A 19342-nucleotide genomic window follows, 5' to 3' on the forward strand; every position below is an offset into this window, starting at 1 on the left:
TCATTGACTAGATAAAAAAAGAATTATTACAAAATAATGGCTATTCTCTTAAAATGACACCTATTCCAGCAATATGTCGTCGAAAAATCGCCCATATCCTCTATTTAAGAATTTTATTCATCTTATAGCTCGCACATGCTAAAAAAATGATGAATCCTGTTTACTTCTATAAAAAAGGTTATTGAAACACTGACCATGTCTCAATAACCTTTGTCGTTACGCCTTTTGAAATGAGTAAGCTTCCACTTGATGACCGTTGCGACCAAGTGTCGTTTGTGCCTGAGCTAATGAATTAAGAATTGCTTCCTCAGTTGCTTCCGCAGCAGCTGCAAATAATTGATTCATAACAGGATGATCCTCACGTAGTTGTGTTCTTGTTTCTACAAGTTGATCGGTCACATGTGGAATGTTGTGTGCAGTCGTAAAGCCGATAACAACGTCTCCACTACCATGTGAGTAATGACTGCCTGTCCGACCTAAACCTATCCCACAGCGTTTAATCACTCTTGTCAATTGACGACTGCTGAGTGGAGCATCAGTTGCAAGGATCATGATAATCGAACCATCTGTCGGAGATAGGGTTGAAGTACTTTGTGTTAAGGGTGTAACATAACGTTCAGCTAAAAATTCGGAGCTATGACCAAAATTACTAAGCACCATGCAGCCGACTGTATAGCTAATGTCATCTTTATCGACTTTGACAATGCGAGAAGAAGAACCAATCCCCCCTTTATAGCCAAAACACATCATCCCTTTTCCAGCACCGATGGCCCCCTCCTGTGCCTTATAATGAGACGCATTCTGAAGAGCTTCTATGGCATGTTCAGGTGTTACTGGACATGCTCGAATCGAATTTAAGTAACTATCATTGCATTCGCCCACAACGACATTGATCGTTCCAGTTGTTTGCCCTATGTCTTGATTCATGTCAAGCATATAACGTAATGTTCCCTGCGTAACCGCTGGCACACCGAATGTATTCGTGAGCATAATAGGTGATTCGATCACGCCTAGCTCATTCACCTGTACAAGCCCGGTTGTTTTGCCGAAGCCATTTAACACATAGCTTGCCGCAGTAACTTTGTGCTGAAATAAATTGCCGCCATGCGGTAAAATAGCTGTGACACCTGTACAGGCGTAAGCTCCTTCATCATCTAAGGACTCATCCAATGTAACATGACCTACTCGTACCCCTTCAACATCGGTAATACAGTTTTTTTGCCCAACTGGAAGCATGCCAATATCAATGCCTAATTGTCTTACTTTTCCGCGCATATTACGCCTCCTCCTGTATCGCCATTGACACAGCTGCCTGCGCATGAATGACCGTTGTATCAAACACCGGCACATTGACATCCTGCTGTTGAATGAGTAAGCCAATTTCTGTACAGCCAAGAATCACTCCTTGCGCTCCTGCTTGCACAAGCTCATTGATGACTTGGCTATAATACGATTTCGAATTGGGTATGATGCTACCCATACATAATTCCTCATAAATTATCCGGTTTACTTCTTTACGTGTATTGTGATCTGGTACGATGACCTCTATGCCAAACCCCTCTACCCTGGATTTATAAAAAGCCTGTTCCATTGTGTACATCGTGCCAAGGAGCGCTATTTTTTGTAGCCCAACCTCTTTAATTTGTTTAGCCGTGGCATCCGCAATATGTAATATGGGAATGGAGATGGCACTCTCAATGATATCGATGACCTTATGCATCGTATTTGTGCATATAACGATAAAATCTGCTCCTGCCTTCTCTAGTGAATGGGCTGCTTGTGCAAGCACATTGCCAGCTTGGTCCCATTGTCCTCTCGCTTGGAAATGTTCAATTTGCTGGAAATCAACACTATACAAAATACATGTTGCGGAGTGTAAGCCTCCTAGCTTCTGTTTGACTTGTTCATTTAGCAGCCTATAATACTCGGCAGATGACTCCCAACTCATACCACCAATCAAACCGATTGTTTTCATCGATTCACCCTCCTTTTATTCTATTATTATACGCGATAGCAGGCTAATAATAATAGAATTTTCCGAATTTACAAATCCCTTTAAAACGCAAAATATTATTATAATTCATTATATTAGAAAAATTGATTTTTCATAAAAAAAAAAGTGTAGACTAAGGCATACTGTGAAAGGAGGACAACTTATGGAATGGATTTCAAATATTGTTGATAGCGGAAATAATATTTTATGGACATATGTCTTCATTATTTTATTATTAGCTGCAGGACTATATTTTTCATTTGGTACGAAATTTGTACAAATTCGTCTTTTTCCTGAAATGTTTCGACTAATTGTCGAAAAAAGAGAGGGAGATTCAGGGGTTTCGCCGTTCCAAGCCTTTACGATTAGTGCCGCTTCACGTGTCGGCACTGGTAACATTACAGGTGTTGCCTTAGCCATTGGTGTCGGCGGACCAGGTGCCGTATTTTGGATGTGGATTATTGCTATGTTAGGGATGGCAACAGCCTTCATTGAAAGTACATTAGCACAGGTCTATAAAGTAAAGAATGGCGATACGTTCCGAGGTGGGCCAGCCTATTACATGGAAAAAGCATTAGGTCAAAGAAAACTAGGTATTATCTTTAGTATTTTATTAACATTAAGCTTTGGATTTATCTTTAATGCTGTGCAGTCTAATACAATTGCTACTTCGGTTGGGGAAGCATTTGATATAAATCCAAAGCTCATTGGCGTAATGCTTGTAGTACTAACAACGTTAATAATTTTTGGTGGTGTGCAAAGAATTGTGAAGGTAACGCAAGTTCTTGTACCTGTCATGGCTATCTTCTATTTACTTGTAGCCCTTTTTGTTGTAGTGACAAATTTATCAGAAATACCGCATGTCTTTAAACTAATTTTCACACAAGCATTTGGCCTACAAGAAGCTGCTGGTGGCGCAATTGGAGCTGCCATCATGCAAGGAGTACGTCGTGGTTTATTTTCCAATGAAGCTTGGATAGGTAGTGTGCCAAATGCTGCGGCGACTGCCAATACCTCACACCCCGCTAAACAGGGACTTGTACAAAGCTTAGGTGTCTTTTTCGATACAATTATAATTTGTTCAGCAACAGCCTTTATTATTATTTTAGCTGGTTTATATGATAAAGGTGAAAGTGATGGTATTATTTTGACGCAAAATTCCTTAGCCTCCTTAGCTGTACATGTTGGAGACTGGGCTCCTTATTTTATAGCCATTGCCATCATCTTCTTTGCCTTCAGTTCCATTATCGGTAACTATTACTATGGGGAATCCAATATAGAATTTATGAATGCCCATAAAGGTTGGATGATTATCTATCGTATTTTAGTGCTGGCGATGGTTATGTTTGGCTCCTTAGCAAAAGTGCAACTTGTGTGGAATCTAGCAGATCTGTTTATGGGGCTTATGGCTTTCATCAATATTACGATTATAATGATTCTTGGCAAAGTTGCCTTCCTTGTGTTAGATGATTTTACAGGGCAACGCAAAGCGGGTAAAAACCCTGTCTTTTATGCAAAATCAATTCCGACATTGAAAAATACAGATTGTTGGGAAGAAGATCAGTAAAATAAAAACGCCACTCCATTCATTTCAATGGAGTGGCGTTTTGTTTTAATATTTAAACTGACTAATAAGTTGTTTTAATTCATCTGCCATATGCGCAAGTGCTTGTGCTGAGGCATTGATTTCTTCCATGGATGCTAATTGCTCCTCCGTTGAGGCTGCGACATCCTCAGAAGCGGAAGCATTACCTTTGGCTGAGAAGGCCAAATCTTCTGTCACCGCTGCTACCTCTTGAACACCTGCTGACATTTGCTCAGAGGCAGAAGATACCTCTTCCATTTTCGGTGTAATTTCATTCATACTTGCCATAATCACCTGGAATTTCGTAATGGCCTCATCTGAAATATGCAAACCACTTTGAACATCCTCCGTTACCTTCGCCATGATACTAACAGATTGCTCTGTTTCCTGTTGAATTCCACGAATAAGTTCAAAAATTTGTTTGGCCGATTCCTGTGATTGCTCGGCAAGCTTACGAACTTCATCTGCTACAACCGCAAAGCCTTTTCCATGCTCTCCAGCTCTTGCTGCCTCAATGGCTGCGTTCAATGCCAGTAAATTAGTTTGGTCCGCAATACTTGTAATAACATCTAAAATGGATGTAATTTGCTGTGAACGTTCATGTAAGGTTTGAATTTTAGCATTGGAATCAGCAACAGATAAATGAATGGACTGCATTTGATCCTTCGTATTTTGAACGGCTTGTCCGCCCTCATCTGCTTGTGAAGTTGCATGCTGCGAAAGGTCCGTCACAGCTGATGAAATCTCAGCAATATGAAGAATAGCTGTTGAAAGCTCATGTAGTGATTCTGCATTTTTATTAGCACTGATTGTTTGAGAGTCTGCACTTGACGCAACATCTTGAATAGAAATGGCAACCTTTTCAGTTGCAATACTTGTTTGATTTGCATTAGCTGTTAGCTCTTCTGCAGACGATGCAACTTCCTCTGCATTTTGTTCAATTTTTTGAATAAGTGTCCGTAAACTTTCTTGCATGTCGTTAAAGGCTTGTCCTAGTTGTCCAATTTCATCTTTGGAAGTGATCGTAACGGTTTCTGTCAGATCACCTTTACTTATCGTAACGGCACTATCTTTTAATGCTTTTATTGGTTTAATAACTGCCTTCATCACAAAGTAGAAGATAATTGAACTAATGACGATAGCAGCAAGAAGAACGATGATGGTGTGATATAAAATCGTTGAAGCAGATTCGTCAATTTCATTGGCAAAAATCGTACCTGTGATTTTCCAATTTGTTAACTCGTTCGTTGTATAAAACAAAATACGATCATCGCCATTAAAGACATATTCATAGGTGCCAGAGGGACTTTCGTACATTTTATCGAGGAAACTTTCTTTCAATTCCCCACCTGCTTCTAAAGTAGGGTGTGAAATAACCATGTTGTCTTCCCCAAAAATAGAAGGATAACCATTTTTCCCAATTCGAATGGAATCTGCAATTTTTTGAAGGTTTGTTAATTTAATATCAATGGCAACAACCCCTGACTGGTCCTTGAGCTGTTTAGCAACAGTCACAACCATATCGCCAGCTCCCGCATCTTTGTAAGGGTTGGTGATTAAAGTTTCGCCCTTTAAAGCGGTTGCCTCCTTATACCAATCTCGATCTAATGGATTATAGTCTGTATCATTCAAACTCGGCTCTTGTGTAAATCCACCCTCATTTGTTCCAACATAAATACTCAAAACGTCTGGATTAAGTTTTGCATATTGCTTAAATTTTGTTTCCATAGCCGCTTGAGATTGCTTAAATTGCTGTGCATTTATTTCACTACTAAATACTTGAATATCATTCATTTTATCACTAATAGTGTTATCGATGAGTGTATTTAAAATTTCTACACTTTCATTGGCACTAAATAAGATTTCTTCTTTAATAGAATCTTTGGCTGATAGATAAGACAAGCTACCCACAGATATGACGGGAATTAGTAACACAAACGCGAATAGCGTATAGAGCTTGCCCTTAAAACTGCTAAATATTTTCTTCATATATTATTCTCCTTTGGTTTTTTGTAGTGAAAAATCTGACTTGTCAGCCAGATATTTTTGCCACAATCATTCCCACTCTTTATCTGTTTTACATCTCTCCCATAGCTTTTATCGGATGAAATATTATTTTTCAAACATATTTATGATTTTTTTATTATTCAGGCTTTGCAGAAAACTAGTAAATTCCTGTAATTGTAAGGCAGAGTAAACTATTCACCTATAATTTTACTTATTGCTAGTATGTTATAGAATACATTGACGTAGAAACAGATCTTGAAATAAAAGCGATTAATTATCTATTTGGAAAACTAAGAAGAGGTATCCAATAGTCAATTTGTTGACCATTAGACACCTCTTTTTCTCATAAGCTATTTATGAATAACATAAAGCTAATGGGATTGGCTTAATATTTAAATGATTGTATGGATTCCTGTAGATCTATAGCCATTTTTGCTAGATGTGTTGAGGCTGCCGCTACCTCTTCCATTGCCGCATTTTGTTCTTCTGAAGAAGCGGCAACGCTTTGTACATGACGACTAGATTTCATAGATACTTCACCAATGTAGTCAATTTCTTGTACAAGCTGTTCAATATCTTGATGGATTGTACGAATAGCTGCTGTGACGACCTCCGTCTGTACTTGTACATCATTAATGGCATCATCAATTTGTATAAAATTATCCCTTGCCACATTAACCTTTTCACGGCCTACATGCACCGAATCATTACTATTAACCATATCTTCTTCAATAATTCTTGTACTGTCAGTAATTTGTGCTACCACTTTTTCAATTTCCACCGCCGCAAGATTGGACTCATCTGCCAGTTTACGTACTTCCTCGGCTACAACCGCAAAACCTTTCCCATGTTCACCACTTCGTGCCGCTTCGATGGAGGCATTGATAGCTAGCAAATTAGTCTGTGTCGCAATACTTTTAATGACATTCACCGCTGCTACAATAGCTGCTGAATTATCATCTAAATCTTGCACGCGCGTATTTAATTCACTAGTATTGGCTGAGATTTCATCCATTTGTACGGTTACATCATGGACAGAAGAACGACCTAAACTTGCCATATTTTTCGTTTCTACGGTTGCATGATTAACGTTTTGAATACTAGTGGAGATATCATTCATTTTCTTCAAAATATGAGCCGATAAATTCCGTACATCACTTGTTAACGTATCTTGCTCATCAATTCCTTGGGCAATATCTTGTATAGATTCTGTGACAACTTCTGTTGCCTGTGTAACTTCCATACTACTGGCTGTAAGCTGTTCGGATGTCGCTGCAACCTGTTCGGAGGAGTTTCCTACTTGCTTCATCATTTGACGCAGTTTTTCTGACATACTATTGAAGGACTCAGCTAGGTGTGCAAATTCATCCTTTGTTTTAAACTGTAAATGAGTATGTAAATTACCCTCTGAAAATGTATCCATTTCGCTGACTGTTTGCTGTATGTTTTTAGCAACCCTTCTACCAAATACAGTTGCAATAATGATGCTAATGAGGAAAGAAATTGCCGCCAGTGTTATTATTTCAATACCACTTCTTTCCCCTTCTTGCTTGGTCGCCTCTATATGTGCCTGCATATCTTCCTGTTGTGAAGTAGCCATTGTCTTTCCAAAGACAACAAGCTTCAGAGAGCCATCTCCTAAAATCGGCAAGGCTACTTGTTGAGCCTGTTCATGATCGCCACGTTGATAAAGCGGAACTATCTGTCCATCTATCGCCTTTTCCCAATCATCAAGCTGTTGTAAAAATTGTTCAAAATCTTGATTGTGATTGCCTATTTCTTGAAGACGATTAATCGATGTATGTAAGGTATTGCGAATTTCATGATGATTGTTCAACATTTCTTCCTTACCATATAATAAATACCCTCGAATAGCTGCGTTTGCACGCACAGTTTGGAACGAGATATCTTGATATAATTGGATTAATTCCGTATTATCTTCGATTTCAGCTAGCGTCTGATTATTTTTATTTAAGAAATACATAGCAATGCTTGTAATCATTAATAAAAAGGCTAGTACAATACCAAAAGCAATTTGCAGTTTCCGTTCCACAGTTAATCTCATATGTTTCCCTCAATTCTACTATAATCACCATTGAGTATATCCTACCTAAACCTATTATCCTATAAAATATCTACCTTTCCTCATAAAACATCGCTAAAATTTAACAAAAATGAAAACTCCACCGCAAAACTATTGACAATAATATCCACTATTTCGCTAGTTTAAATAAGGAGAAAGAATTTGAAAACCGTGAAGATAGAGCCAAAAGAGCGGGAGAAGCAGCACCATTTTAAGAAAGTGTCCTCTTTTTTCAACAAATTCTCGGATGCCCGAAGTAAGCATAATGGCACTTAGTAATAATAAACTATGTTGAGCCCCATAAATTTGCATCGAAAATGTGATCACTAATGGTAAGATGGCTGGAAGAATAAAATCGGAAATTAGTCCCTCGCTCTTCGCTTTCATTAATTTTGTGGGAACATTTTCTTTCTCTGTTGATTTAACTCCTGTTAATTTTTTTGCCAACATAAAGGCAAGACTAAAAAATAAAATCGTATAAACTATAAAGTATAACCACGGCATTCTACTTTCTTCATTCAATAAAAGAAAATAATCGACTACTTCTTGTGCTTGCAGTTCATAATACTGCATCGTTTTCTGATCCATAAGGAATACATGTTCATCCTCGACCATCACTTTTACAGCCATTTCCTTCCCATTATGAAAGCGTAAATATAAATCGTTTATCGTAGTAGGATGGGCTGGTCGACTGACAGGGTTTTTTTGAGTCTGTAAAGCTTGTTGGAGGCGTTCGGTGTCTTTCACCTCATATCGGTTGAGGTAGAACACTTGCTTTAATGGATACAAATATTGCTCTTTGCCATCACTTCCAGACAAATACCAAGCCTCTTGGATGTTTTGAAATTGACTATGCTGCAGTGATACTAGCTCCTCTCGCTGCTTTTCATTGTAAATAAAGAGTAAAAGTGTGCTTATACTAAGAAAAATGCCCAGAAAAAGTGTATAAATATATCCTCCCTTATGCATCTTTTCACCTCCTACCCTTCTTTACAAATATAGTAATTATTGTAATATACGGTTTACCTGTCCAATAAGTTTCATCTATACTAAAGGTAGGAGGTGACCGGGAAATGAGCAAGCCAGAATTATATGTAAATTTAGTAGTAGGGCCTAATTGTGATTTCGAATCAATGGCCCTCAGAGCTGCACTTGAATCTTTTGGTGCAAGGGTAACGCTGCATTTGATTGGCAGACCAAATGATTTGGTTGATGTCTTATCAGGAGAAGATCTTCATGGCAAAATGGATTATCTTATTTTGAACTTTCACGGAGATGAAGGACGATTTTGTCTGCCTGAGTTAGGCGAAGATGTGTATGAAGACAATGAACCAAAGAGTTTATACTTTGGGCCACAGGATGTTCTGTCCTATAGTCGGTTACAGGATGTAAAGGTCATTGCGGCAGGCTGTTCATTAGGGTGGGAGCAGCTGGCGACTGCTTTTATGAAAAGTGGTTGTCACTCCTATTTAGCCCCCGATGACTATATAGATGGTAACGCGAATCTTATGTTTCTCATTCGCTTTTTCTATGAGATTATCGCCAATCATAAAAATCAACAAGAAGCATTCAGACTAGCTCAAGCCATCGATTCAGAGACTGCGATGTATAAGCTCTATTTGTCATAAAAAAGATCGTAGCAACTAATGATTGCTACGATCTCACTTATTTTTCTTGAATGTTTTCGAGCATGGCTTTGTTAAAGGCTTGTGACTGTCCTTTTGCTATACTTAACGTTTGCCAGTCAGAGCCCTTTACTTGCTTCGCAATATAAATAATTTGACCAACATGCTGTGAATAATGAGCCATTTGCCTTTCAATAGCATCGATCACCGCTAGCTTTTCCCCTCTGATTGTGACTTGTCCCTTTAAATCGGATTCTGTTAAACTCGCCAAGGCATCTAAAAACACTTGCCAGCCCTCTTCCCAGGTTGCGAGAATAGCTTCTTTTGTATAAAGACTATTTATAAACTCATCATCACGATTTCTCGTAGATTTCTCACCATCGGCCGTTAAAAAATCAGTCCACCGTGAAATCATATTTCCACTAACATGCTTAACAATGACCGCAATACTATTAGACTCTTCATTAAACGCCCAGTGTAGCTGGTCCTCTTTTAGTTGAATAAGAGCCTTCTCTCCAAGCTCTTTCACATTTTTAAATCTTTTTTGGACAACTTGTAAATAGATTTGCGCGATCGTCATACTCGAACCCCCCAGCCCCTCTTTTCTATCATTATAAATGGAGTATCTTATCTTTTACCAGCTAATTCCCTAGAATAAATCCCCTTACGATGTTTGCCATTTTTTCTTGAACCTCTTGTGAAACTCCATCTAGTTGATAACCAATATGATAGACATAGCCGTTGTAGTATGAATAAAATTCGTTGGCTCTTGTATTCATTTGATAGATTCTCTTTTCTGCTTCGTCGTAATTATAATAAATATACGTAAAATCTCGATCAGGTGTCATCTCCCGAAATAACAAAGGATTCATAAAATTCAACTCTACATTCGAGACTTTAATGCCCAGAGTATCTTCGATATTTTGAGACTTTACATAGTCTGCTAAGGGATTTCGATCTACATTTGTCACCGTAAAATTAATATATTGCAGATCCACGCCAGTGTAAGATTTTTCTTTAAAGCTAAATTGAAATTGAGTTTGTTGACTACCATCATCCATTTTTGATGTTACTGCATATACTTCCTGAATATTCGGTTTAAATGGCAGATCTTCAGAATTAGTGAGATGGACGGCATTCCCCAGTGAAGTTGCTACTGATTGCATGGCCTCGAAACCTTGAAGCGGTGCATAATACTTGATATTTTTTGCCTGACTTAAATAATTTGCTATCGGAAAAAACTGACTGAACGTTGTATTTTTTCCTTCTACTTCTGTTTGAAATAAATCTGTGAATGGAAGCTTTTCTCCTTCATTTACCTCTGTCGCCACCTGATCGATTGGTTGGGCAGCTTGCCAGGCAATGAATAATAAAATAGAGCATGTGATCATGATAGTGACTGCACGATACGTCCATTTTGGTTTGGATGGATATGACTCTTGCTGCATTTGATGTAAAACCTTTTGAATGATTGCTTCTTTATGTGTTGAGACATCCTGTAATGCCCGCATTGTATGTTTATCCATGGAAAAGCACCTCCCATTCAATATGTTGTAAATCTACTTTTAATAGCTCCTTCCCTTTCCTTAAACGAGATTTTACGGTACCTTCAGGAATCTCCAGTAATTCAGCAATCTCTTTAATCGTCATTTCCTCTAAGTAATAATAGACAATGGTTTCTCGTGGCTTGATAGGTAAGTGTAAAATAGCTTCATCTAATAAATCTTGTTCATCCTGAAGAATAAGTGTATCCTGCAAGACTGTCTTTTGTTTGGTAAAAAATTTATCCTGAAATGTAATTTTTCGATAGGCCCAGCTTTTTAAGTAATCCTTGCATCTATTGATCGTCATGCGAGCTAAGTATGCCTTCATCTCCCCACGTTCCTTGTAGAGTTTTTGATGATAAAATTTAATAAAAACATCCTGTACAATATCCTCAGCGATTTGTAAATCCTTCGTATAGTAATAAGCAATACGAAACAAACGCTCAGTATGTATAGCCATTAGCTGCTCCAATTTTTCTGTATCAGACATTCACATTCCCTCCTTGTACACTATAAACGATTCCCAACCAAAAAAAGATTATTTTTCCAGATTTTAAAGGGCATAAAAAAACCGTCTCAACAGTCGAGACGGTGTTCTACTTATAAGTTTTCCTCATTATATGTTTCAATATCAGAAGCTATTGTATCAATTGGTACATCTTCAATATTTTCAGCGTAGCCATTATACATTTTGACAATTAGTCCATCTTTATCAACAAGGAAAAATTGATTACCATGAATAACTTGATCACTATTAGGGTCATTTTTCACTAAAATTTTCGTATTTTTAACTGCAAACTGTTCGATATATTTTTGTGAATACCCTGTAAGAAGGTTCCATTTAGATTCATCAGGTACATTGTATTTACTAATATAATTGGCTAACACTTCTGGTGTGTCAACATCTGGATCTACAGAAAAGGCGACGATGTTATAATCCTCTACTCCTTTTTTCTGAAGCTTTTCTTGTACTTGTGCCATGTTTAAGGACATTGGTGGGCAAATCGATACACAATTCGTAAAAATATACATGCCGATCCACGGCTTACCTTTTAAACTTTCAAGCGAAACAGTCTCTCCTCGTTGATTCACATGTTCAAAATCGGGTATTTCCAAACTATAATCTGCTTTAAATTTTGAATTCCCACATGCACCTAGCACAGTTGCACAGGCTAAAAGTAATACTAGCCCAATTAGTTTATGTTTCATGTCAACACTCTCCCTAACCTACACTACCCTCATCCTAACTTAGGCTGTAAGCGTTGACAAGAACTTCTAAGTGACAGCTTTCGTACATATTTGTGAAATAAATTTCATTTTAAGGAAACAAGTGCCGCATGAATCGCATCTAGCTTCACTTCGACGCGGTGCAATAAATAAAAGGACACTAAAATCGGAAAACTGATATCCGATATCATGTTTAACCACTGTTCCATTACTTACCCTCCTCTCACTACATAAAAATGGCCTTTGCAGTACTCTTTGCAAAGACCATTTTTGCATTATGCTGTTGCTACATCGAATTCTGTTACTTGTCTGTCTACAATACGTGCTCCTTTAATAGCTGATATTGCTCCAGCTGGTCCAGAAAATACATTTTTAGCCACAATAGTTTCCATGACCTGTTGAATTTCAGCTGCTGTTAAATTTGGCTTTGGTGCATCAATCGTAAGTGTTGATGTTTTACCTTCTGTTGTAACAAATTGTAACTCTAAAACTTGTGTCATCTGATGATCCCTCCTTAAGATAAATCGCTTGTTTCTTGCTTTTCGATACTGGCCAGTGTTTGTGATGAAAGACTAGCCATCGCATGCGCAACAGCTACTAAATCGTCCACGTTCGGTGTCTGATTGACATTACGATACGATTTTGTTGTGTATTTAGGTTCATTTTGTTCATTGTAGCCTTCCACATAATTGAGACGCAGTGTAGCCTGTAAAAAATTAACCTTCGCCATCAGCTTCACCTCCCTTCATACACTATATAAAGATGAATTACTAAAAAAGGGACATTATAGGATGAATTTTTTTTCAGAAGCTTTTATAATAGAGTCAGAGAAGGCAAAGAGGTGAACGATTTGTTACAAGGTTGGTTTTTATGGTTTATTTTATTTTGGGTGGTCGTCCTCATTTCATTGATGGCGATTGGTGGCTTTTTCATGTTCCGCAAGTTTTTAAAAGCACTCCCAAAGCAGGATGGAAAGTCTGATTTAGATTGGCAGGAATTTTATTTAGATAAAACAATTCATTTATGGGGACAAGCTGAAAAAGAGTTACTCTATGAGCTTGTGAGCCCTGTCCCAGAGCTCTTTAGACAAGTAGCAAAGGAGAAAATTGCAGGGAAAATTGGCGAGCTTGCTCTAGAGGAAAAAGCACCTGCCATTAACAATGACCTCATTATTCGTGGCTATATCCAAGCAACACCAAAACGCGATCACAAATTTTTACGCAAAAAATTAGAGCAAATGCATATTGACATCGCCCCCTATGAACATTTATTTGAATAAAGAAAGCAACGCTGCACAAGTTTCTGTGTGGCGTTTTTTTAGGTTATTGTGAGGAGTAATATTTTCGAGGTGCTATCCACATTCGGAGCAGCTCTATCCACCACTTTTGCGATTTTATCCGTCACTTTGTGGGTTTTATCCACCACTTTTGTATTTCTATCCTGAACTACCCCATAAAAAAACTACACTAGTATCAACACTAGTGTAGTTGTGGAATTGTTTTTTTGATTTTTTTAAACTGGATCAGCATGGCGATTCGCCAAGGTACTAACATGGCAAAGGCTAAGATCCAGAACATGCCTGCTAATTCACCGACATCGATAGAACTACTTAAAATCATTTTGGCAATCACTCGGAATACTAATAAACCAATTAATATAAAAACGAATGCTTTTGAACGTTTTAAATAAATATCTCGACCCTTCACTTCAAACTTGGAAGTGGCAATTAAAATTGTCGAGAACACCATTCCTACAGCCACTGCTTCTAATATTTGCATTGGCGGCACTCGAAATTGTTCAAATAAAAACATAAGTGCACCAGAAGACATCGCGATTGGCGGAATAATAATTTTCTTCTCATTTGTTGGCATTTTGGAAGCTCTCATACGTATAACCATGACAAAGCTACCCATTAGAATGGCCATGATGGTCGAACCAATAACATAATAGTGAGAAGGGATATTGCTCAACATTAAAAATCCTCCTCTAATATCAAATCAGCAATTTTGTCCAAGTAATTGATCGGCTACAGCTCTTAATCGCTCTGGCTCAAAGGGCTTGGTAATAAAATCTTTTGCCCCACTTTCAATCGCTTCTACGATTAATTTTTGTTGGCCTAATGCTGTTACCATAATAATTTTTGCATTTGGAAACTCTGGGATAATTTTTTTTACTGCTGCAATACCAGTCATAACGGGCATTGTTACATCCATTGTTACTAAGTCTGGTTGTAACTCTCGATACATCGCCACAGCTTCTTTACCATTTGCTGCCTTACCGACTACCTCATAACCCCATTCTGAAAACATATTACTGATTGCAACACGCATAAATAGCGTATCATCCACTACTAAAACTGTAGGCACATGTTCATCTCCCTCCACGTTAAAGTACGGTATGCCTTTATAGTTTAACAAATTAAAAGCCTGTAAATCCACCGAAAATAGGCTGTAAAATACGTGTAATATACGTTAATCCATCAAAGAATAACAAGATACCCACGGCAATCATTACATAACCGCCGATTTTTACAATTTTTTGGCTGTGTGTACGAATCCAAGACATACGTGAAATAAAGAACGATAACACAAAGAATGGAATCGCGAACCCTAAATAATATGCGAACATATAGCTAAAGCCCGCACCAGGATTAGTACTAGCCAACATTATAATAGACGCTAAAATTGGCCCTGTACACGGTGTCCATCCTGCCGCAAAGGCAATACCAATTAAGACAGACCCCAAATAGCCAGATGGTCGATTTTTAAATTGAAACTTTCGATCCTTCATTAGGAAATCAACTTGTAGTAATCCTACAATCATTAAACCAAATACGACGATTAAAATGGCACCAATCTGACGTAGTAAAGTTTGATAATTAAGGAAAAATTCTGCCGCAAATGAAGCACTTAGTCCAATAATGATAAAGATAATAGAAAACCCTAGTAAAAAGAATAGTGTGTGGAAAATGGCACGCTTTTGAAGCATCCCTTTTTCTGATTTTAGCTCATCTAATGTCATACCAGTTATGTACGATAAAAATGCTGGATACAATGGGAGGGTACATGGCGAAATAAAACTTAAAAACCCTGCACCAAAAGCTAAAAATACGTTAATGTCTGTCCCCATATTTTTTGATCGCTCCTTACAGTTACTGCATCCATCGTACCAAAAAACAGGATAAATTGCGCCCTTCTTGATTGTGAACGTTTCATGGCAAAATGATGAGATTTCTGAAAAGTCCTTCCAATCATTCAAAACATGGTATAAGCTACTTCTGCATTATGCCCTCCTGTTGATTTTCTGTCAACAAAATTCGCCATTATTCTACATTTGAATGGAATGGCCAAAGTTATCGTCAGAAATTATTTTTTCTCATAACAGTTTAAACAAAGGCACACTACATCATGTAGGATGACAGAATCTTTACTATTTTAATTCCGAGTATTTGTGAGTAAATATCGAATCTTCATGTATAATATTCATAACAAATGAGCATTTGATTGAAAAAAGAGGTGTAGTTCCTTGGAATTAAGAAAAATTAAACCCAAAAAAATCTATGAAGAAGTGTCCGAAATTTTGCATGAAAAAATAAGATCGGGTGTCCTAAAACCCGGTGATCGACTAGACTCGGTAGAACAGCTTGCTGAACAATTGCAAGTTAGCCGTTCTGCTGTGCGAGAGGCTCTTTCTGCTTTAAATGCAATGGGACTGATTGAAATTAAACAAGGCTCTGGAACCTTTGTAAAAAGTGTTCCATCCAACCGACTTGATTTTCCATTATCTACAGCCATGTTATCGAATAAGCATGGTATTGCCCATTTATTAGAAGTGCGCAAAATCATTGAGGTAGGAGCAGCTGCAAGCGCCGCTGTCCACCGAACAGAACGGGATATTCAAGCAATGTTACAAATTTTAGAGGACATGCAGCAAGCACATGGAGATGGTGAACTTGGTGAAAAAGTAGATTATCAATTTCATGTGGCCATTGCAACTGCCTCCCAAAACCCCCTACTTACTACAATCCTAGATCAAATTTCTGGTCTGATGATTGACACGATGAAAGAAACACGCCGCATTTGGTTGTATTCCAAAAAAACAACAAGCGAACAACTCTATGATGAACATATGCAAATCTTCCTAGCTATTCAACAACAAAATGAAGAATTAGCCAAACATGCGATGGCCGCTCATTTAAATAATGTTGAAAAAGTGCTATTGCAGTATTTTGAAACAACAGAATCCAACCCACAATAAAATAGCCTAGTTCTCTACTAGGTTGTTTGTTTTTTTCTGAAAATTCCATCAAAAAACTTTCATTCTTTGAAAATATTGTAGTATGATAAAGGCAAAGATAAGTCATCAGATGACCAGTTGTTTAAAAAGGAGCGATGAACATGAAAGTAACACTCTTTGCCACTTGCTTAGTGGATATGTTTCAGGGAGATGTAGGAAAAGCAGTTGTCGAAGTGTTAGAAAGGCTTGGCTGTGAAATTGATTTTCCTGAGCAACAAATTTGCTGTGGGCAGCCTGCCTACAATAGTGGCTATGTAAAAGAATCAAAAAATGCGATGAAAAAAATGATCACTGCCTTTGAACATGCTGAATACATCGTTTCTCCCTCTGGTTCTTGTGCCTATATGTTTAAGGAATACCCAGAGGTTTTTAAGGGGGATTCTCTATGGGAGCCAAAAGCAATTGCATTGGCAGCAAAAACCTATGAATTCACAGAATTTATTGTCAATGTATTAAAGATTGAGGATGTTGGCGCACAATTGGAGGGCAAAGCTACTTACCATACATCCTGCCATATGACACGCCTACTTGGTGTGACAGAGGCTCCATATAAATTATTACAGAACGTCAAAGGTTTGCAGTATGTGGACCTCCCTGGAAAAGATCGATGCTGCGGGTTTGGCGGTACATTCTCTGTCAAAATGGGCAATATATCTAGAGAAATGGTCAATGAAAAGGTACACAATGTAGAGGATACAGGGGCGGATATTTTAATTGGAGCAGATGCTGGCTGTTTAATCAATATTGGTGGTCGCATTCATCGCCAAGGTAAGCCGATTAAAGTGATGCATATTGCAGAGGTCTTAAACTGCCAATAAGAGGGGGAACAATAATGTCTATGAAAACTAGCAACGATCGCTTTCATGATCGTGTCACAAAAGAGCTAGAAAATCAATTTATGCGTGGTGCTGTTTCTAGTGCCCAGGATCGCTTTCAAACACGTCGTCTACAACAAGCACAGGAACTTGGACATTGGGAAGAATGGCGTTCACATGGCGAGGAAATACGTAAGCATGTTTTAGAAAACCTAGATTATTACCTATACCAATTAAGTGAAAATGTTGCCAAGAGAGGCGGGCATGTTTTTTTTGCTCAAACGGCACAAGAAGCAACAGCTTACATTCAAGGTATTGCGAAAAAGAAAAATGCGGCTAAAATTGTGAAGTCAAAATCGATGGTGACCGAAGAGATTAACCTCAATGCTGCTTTAGAGGAACTTGGCTGTGAAGTGATAGAAACCGATTTAGGTGAATACATTTTGCAAGTCGCAGATCACGAACCTCCATCACATATTGTGGCACCTGCGCTGCATAAAAATAAAGAGCAAATTCGAGATGTTTTTAAAGATAAACAAGGCTACACCCAAACAGAAAAACCCGAGGAGCTTGCCCTTTATGTGCGTGAAAAACTGCGCCATGAATATTTAACTGCCGATATCGGTATAACAGGCTGTAATTTTGCGATCGCTGAAAGTGGGTCCATTACACTTGTCACAAATGAAGGGAATGCTGATTTAGTTACTGCCCTACCAAAAACACAAGTCACTGTTATGGGTATGGAAAGAATTGTTCCTACTTTTGAAGAAATGGAGGTTCTTGTTAGCCTCTTAACACGCAGTGCTGTGGGTCAAAAGCTGACAAGCTACATTACCACACTTACAGGAATTAAAGACGAGGGTGATACAGATGGGCCTGAGGAATTCCATTTAGTCATTGTGGATAATGGCCGCTCTTCCATTCTTGGTGGTGAATTCCAACCTATTTTACAATGCATTCGCTGTGCGGCCTGTGTCAATGCCTGCCCTGTGTATCGTCATGTGGGGGGGCATACGTATGGCTCTATTTACTCAGGTCCTGTTGGTGTTGTGCTCTCTCCATTACTAGGAGGCTATGATGATTTTAAAGAGCTTCCCTATGCCTCAACATTATGCGGTGCCTGCACAGATGCTTGCCCAGTAAAAATTCCTTTACACCAGCTTATTCATCGACACCGTCAAGTCATTGTTGAACAGGAAGGGAAAGCACCCGTTTCAGAAAAGCTATTAATGAAGGCATTTGGCTTAGGGGCTTCTTCCCCTACTTTGTATAAAATGGCAACAAAGATGGCAGCTCCTGCTATGTCTCCATTTACGAAAAATCATACAATTTCTAATGGTCCTGGCCCTTTAAAAGCATGGACAGAAGCGCGAGATTTTCCTGCACCCAATAAAAACAGTTTTAGAGATTGGATGAAGAACCGAACAAAAGGAGATGAGCAAACATGACAGGTACCATTCAACATCGCGATACTTTTTTAGAAAACATTGCACAACAATTAGGACGTTCACCTATTACAGAACTTCCGCACCCGACTTGGCAGTATCAACCACAAAATCGTGTACTGAAAGATGCTACAAAGGATGAATTACTAGAAGTTTTCATTAAGCAATGTGCCAATATCCATACGAATATCGTTATTTCTGATCGTACCAAGCTTGCTCATGATCTACAATCTGTTGTCGATCATTATGGTGGAAAGTCCGTTATCACGTGGAAAGATGATCGATTTCAAGTTTATGGTCTATCTGAATTAATGACAGAAAAATGGCCACAAGCCAATATTCAACTTTATGAATGGAATACACAGCAACCAGAGGAAAATATTCGACAAGCTGAAAAAGCAAATATTGGTATAACCATTAGTGAGATGACTCTAGCTGAATCAGGGACGGCTGTGCTTTTTAGCAGTAAAAATCAAGGAAGGAGTGTTAGCTTCTTACCCGAAAAATCGATTATTTTAATTCCTAAAAGTACGATTGTTCCGCGTATGACCCAAGCAGCACGTTGGATTCGTGAAAAAATCCGGAATGGTGAGAAAATCCCTTCTTGTATTAATTTCATTACGGGACCAAGTAATTCAGCAGATATCGAGATGATTTTAATCGTTGGCGTACATGGTCCTATTCAAGCGACCTATATAGTCATTGAGGATTGCTAAACTTCC

The 19342-nt window shown here is 38.3% G+C and carries 22 protein-coding genes; 7 read left to right on the forward strand and 15 right to left on the reverse strand.

All coding sequences use genetic code 11. The features are described 5' to 3' along the window. Positions 1 to 216: 216 nt before the first annotated feature. Positions 217 to 1275, reverse strand: coding sequence for a DmpA family aminopeptidase (locus AO843_RS04865; protein WP_054610031.1), 1059 nt, complete (start codon positions 1273 to 1275; stop codon positions 217 to 219). A gap of 1 nt (position 1276) precedes the next feature. Further along, positions 1277 to 1975, reverse strand: coding sequence for an aspartate/glutamate racemase family protein (locus tag AO843_RS04870; RefSeq protein WP_054610032.1), 699 nt, complete (start codon positions 1973 to 1975; stop codon positions 1277 to 1279). Positions 1976 to 2156: 181 nt separating this feature from the next. Between AO843_RS04870 and AO843_RS04875 the strand changes: the two genes are divergently transcribed. Next, on the forward strand, positions 2157 to 3560 hold the full coding sequence (locus tag AO843_RS04875; RefSeq protein WP_054610033.1) for an alanine/glycine:cation symporter family protein: 1404 nt from the start codon (positions 2157 to 2159) through the stop codon (positions 3558 to 3560). Between the two features lie 45 nt (positions 3561 to 3605). On the opposite strand, the gene AO843_RS04880 is transcribed toward AO843_RS04875, so the two are convergent. From AO843_RS04880 to AO843_RS04890, 3 genes are all read right to left on the reverse strand, one after another. Further along, positions 3606 to 5567 (reverse strand): methyl-accepting chemotaxis protein, encoded by a 1962-nt coding sequence (locus AO843_RS04880; protein WP_054610034.1) that lies wholly within the window; start codon positions 5565 to 5567, stop codon positions 3606 to 3608. 403 nt (positions 5568 to 5970) lie between these two features. Next, positions 5971 to 7650 (reverse strand): methyl-accepting chemotaxis protein, encoded by a 1680-nt coding sequence (locus AO843_RS04885; protein ID WP_054610035.1) that lies wholly within the window; start codon positions 7648 to 7650, stop codon positions 5971 to 5973. A 156-nt stretch (positions 7651 to 7806) separates the two neighbouring features. Beyond that, on the reverse strand, positions 7807 to 8637 hold the full coding sequence (locus AO843_RS04890) for a hypothetical protein (protein ID WP_054610036.1): 831 nt from the start codon (positions 8635 to 8637) through the stop codon (positions 7807 to 7809). Between the two features lie 104 nt (positions 8638 to 8741). Between AO843_RS04890 and AO843_RS04895 the strand changes: the two genes are divergently transcribed. After that, complete coding sequence (locus AO843_RS04895; RefSeq protein ID WP_054610037.1) at positions 8742 to 9296, forward strand: hypothetical protein; 555 nt, start codon at positions 8742 to 8744, stop codon at positions 9294 to 9296. Between the two features lie 37 nt (positions 9297 to 9333). On the opposite strand, the gene AO843_RS04900 is transcribed toward AO843_RS04895, so the two are convergent. The 7 genes from AO843_RS04900 to AO843_RS04925 form a co-directional block, all read right to left on the reverse strand. Beyond that, on the reverse strand, positions 9334 to 9873 hold the full coding sequence (locus tag AO843_RS04900; protein WP_054610038.1) for a DUF1572 family protein: 540 nt from the start codon (positions 9871 to 9873) through the stop codon (positions 9334 to 9336). Positions 9874 to 9934: 61 nt separating this feature from the next. Further along, a complete protein-coding gene (locus AO843_RS04905) occupies positions 9935 to 10819 on the reverse strand; it encodes a hypothetical protein (protein ID WP_054610039.1) in 885 nt (294 codons plus the stop codon). Continuing rightward, on the reverse strand, positions 10812 to 11327 hold the full coding sequence (locus tag AO843_RS04910) for a sigma-70 family RNA polymerase sigma factor (protein WP_054610040.1): 516 nt from the start codon (positions 11325 to 11327) through the stop codon (positions 10812 to 10814). The genes AO843_RS04905 and AO843_RS04910 overlap by 8 nt, the downstream gene beginning before the upstream one ends. A 110-nt stretch (positions 11328 to 11437) precedes the next feature. Further along, positions 11438 to 12046: an SCO family protein gene (locus AO843_RS04915; RefSeq protein WP_054610041.1), complete on the reverse strand. Its 609-nt coding sequence runs from the start codon at positions 12044 to 12046 to the stop codon at positions 11438 to 11440. 104 nt (positions 12047 to 12150) lie between these two features. Beyond that, on the reverse strand, positions 12151 to 12273 hold the full coding sequence (locus AO843_RS23920; protein WP_082389391.1) for a YvrJ family protein: 123 nt from the start codon (positions 12271 to 12273) through the stop codon (positions 12151 to 12153). Positions 12274 to 12339: 66 nt separating this feature from the next. Beyond that, positions 12340 to 12564, reverse strand: a complete 225-nt coding sequence (locus tag AO843_RS04920) for a DUF2922 domain-containing protein (RefSeq protein ID WP_054610042.1) — start codon at positions 12562 to 12564, stop codon at positions 12340 to 12342. 14 nt (positions 12565 to 12578) lie between these two features. Next, entirely contained in the window at positions 12579 to 12794 is a 216-nt protein-coding gene (locus tag AO843_RS04925; protein WP_054610043.1) for a DUF1659 domain-containing protein, read from the reverse strand. A 120-nt stretch (positions 12795 to 12914) separates the two neighbouring features. Here AO843_RS04925 and AO843_RS04930 point away from each other — a divergent pair, with 120 nt between their 5' ends. Continuing rightward, entirely contained in the window at positions 12915 to 13343 is a 429-nt protein-coding gene (locus AO843_RS04930) for a DUF2621 domain-containing protein (RefSeq protein ID WP_054610044.1), read from the forward strand. A gap of 199 nt (positions 13344 to 13542) precedes the next feature. Here the strand turns inward: AO843_RS04930 and AO843_RS04935 are convergent, their stop codons facing one another. Genes AO843_RS04935 through AO843_RS04945 form a run of 3 tightly spaced genes read right to left on the reverse strand, consistent with a single transcriptional unit; the run spans position 13543 to position 15193 of the window. Next, on the reverse strand, positions 13543 to 14037 hold the full coding sequence (locus AO843_RS04935; RefSeq protein ID WP_054610045.1) for a CcdC family protein: 495 nt from the start codon (positions 14035 to 14037) through the stop codon (positions 13543 to 13545). A 24-nt stretch (positions 14038 to 14061) separates the two neighbouring features. Continuing rightward, the gene (locus AO843_RS04940; RefSeq protein ID WP_008175626.1) at positions 14062 to 14448 is read right to left on the reverse strand and encodes a response regulator; all 387 of its coding nucleotides are present in this window, start codon (positions 14446 to 14448) and stop codon (positions 14062 to 14064) included. A 34-nt stretch (positions 14449 to 14482) separates the two neighbouring features. After that, positions 14483 to 15193: a cytochrome c biogenesis CcdA family protein gene (locus AO843_RS04945; protein ID WP_054610046.1), complete on the reverse strand. Its 711-nt coding sequence runs from the start codon at positions 15191 to 15193 to the stop codon at positions 14483 to 14485. A gap of 396 nt (positions 15194 to 15589) precedes the next feature. Between AO843_RS04945 and AO843_RS04950 the strand changes: the two genes are divergently transcribed. From AO843_RS04950 to AO843_RS04965, 4 genes are all read left to right on the forward strand, one after another. Then, entirely contained in the window at positions 15590 to 16321 is a 732-nt protein-coding gene (locus AO843_RS04950) for a FadR/GntR family transcriptional regulator (RefSeq protein WP_054610047.1), read from the forward strand. Between the two features lie 140 nt (positions 16322 to 16461). Continuing rightward, positions 16462 to 17178, forward strand: coding sequence for a (Fe-S)-binding protein (locus AO843_RS04955; protein WP_054610048.1), 717 nt, complete (start codon positions 16462 to 16464; stop codon positions 17176 to 17178). A 14-nt stretch (positions 17179 to 17192) separates the two neighbouring features. Further along, positions 17193 to 18623 (forward strand): LutB/LldF family L-lactate oxidation iron-sulfur protein, encoded by a 1431-nt coding sequence (locus AO843_RS04960; protein ID WP_054610049.1) that lies wholly within the window; start codon positions 17193 to 17195, stop codon positions 18621 to 18623. Then, positions 18620 to 19336, forward strand: a complete 717-nt coding sequence (locus AO843_RS04965) for a LutC/YkgG family protein (RefSeq protein ID WP_054610050.1) — start codon at positions 18620 to 18622, stop codon at positions 19334 to 19336. The genes AO843_RS04960 and AO843_RS04965 overlap by 4 nt, the downstream gene beginning before the upstream one ends. Positions 19337 to 19342: the final 6 nt, after the last annotated feature.

The organism is Lysinibacillus sp. ZYM-1, from assembly GCF_001308875.1.
Taxonomy (GTDB): Bacteria; Bacillota; Bacilli; order Bacillales_A; family Planococcaceae; genus Lysinibacillus.

Bases quoted from the DNA above. Each gene is read 5' to 3' on its own strand.
- AO843_RS04865 (WP_054610031.1), bottom strand. From the start codon at position 1,275: ATGCGCGGAAAAGTAAGACAATTAGGCATTGATATTGGCATGCTTCCA.
- AO843_RS04870 (WP_054610032.1), bottom strand. From the start codon at position 1,975: ATGAAAACAATCGGTTTGATTGGTGGTATGAGTTGGGAGTCATCTGCC.
- AO843_RS04875 (WP_054610033.1), top strand. From the start codon at position 2,157: ATGGAATGGATTTCAAATATTGTTGATAGCGGAAATAATATTTTATGG.
- AO843_RS04880 (WP_054610034.1), bottom strand. From the start codon at position 5,567: ATGAAGAAAATATTTAGCAGTTTTAAGGGCAAGCTCTATACGCTATTC.
- AO843_RS04885 (WP_054610035.1), bottom strand. From the start codon at position 7,650: ATGAGATTAACTGTGGAACGGAAACTGCAAATTGCTTTTGGTATTGTA.
- AO843_RS04890 (WP_054610036.1), bottom strand. From the start codon at position 8,637: ATGCATAAGGGAGGATATATTTATACACTTTTTCTGGGCATTTTTCTT.
- AO843_RS04895 (WP_054610037.1), top strand. From the start codon at position 8,742: ATGAGCAAGCCAGAATTATATGTAAATTTAGTAGTAGGGCCTAATTGT.
- AO843_RS04900 (WP_054610038.1), bottom strand. From the start codon at position 9,873: ATGACGATCGCGCAAATCTATTTACAAGTTGTCCAAAAAAGATTTAAA.
- AO843_RS04905 (WP_054610039.1), bottom strand. From the start codon at position 10,819: ATGGATAAACATACAATGCGGGCATTACAGGATGTCTCAACACATAAA.
- AO843_RS04910 (WP_054610040.1), bottom strand. From the start codon at position 11,327: ATGTCTGATACAGAAAAATTGGAGCAGCTAATGGCTATACATACTGAG.
- AO843_RS04915 (WP_054610041.1), bottom strand. From the start codon at position 12,046: ATGAAACATAAACTAATTGGGCTAGTATTACTTTTAGCCTGTGCAACT.
- AO843_RS23920 (WP_082389391.1), bottom strand. From the start codon at position 12,273: ATGGAACAGTGGTTAAACATGATATCGGATATCAGTTTTCCGATTTTA.
- AO843_RS04920 (WP_054610042.1), bottom strand. From the start codon at position 12,564: ATGACACAAGTTTTAGAGTTACAATTTGTTACAACAGAAGGTAAAACA.
- AO843_RS04925 (WP_054610043.1), bottom strand. From the start codon at position 12,794: ATGGCGAAGGTTAATTTTTTACAGGCTACACTGCGTCTCAATTATGTG.
- AO843_RS04935 (WP_054610045.1), bottom strand. From the start codon at position 14,037: ATGTTGAGCAATATCCCTTCTCACTATTATGTTATTGGTTCGACCATC.
- AO843_RS04945 (WP_054610046.1), bottom strand. From the start codon at position 15,193: ATGGGGACAGACATTAACGTATTTTTAGCTTTTGGTGCAGGGTTTTTA.
- AO843_RS04955 (WP_054610048.1), top strand. From the start codon at position 16,462: ATGAAAGTAACACTCTTTGCCACTTGCTTAGTGGATATGTTTCAGGGA.
- AO843_RS04960 (WP_054610049.1), top strand. From the start codon at position 17,193: ATGTCTATGAAAACTAGCAACGATCGCTTTCATGATCGTGTCACAAAA.
- AO843_RS04965 (WP_054610050.1), top strand. From the start codon at position 18,620: ATGACAGGTACCATTCAACATCGCGATACTTTTTTAGAAAACATTGCA.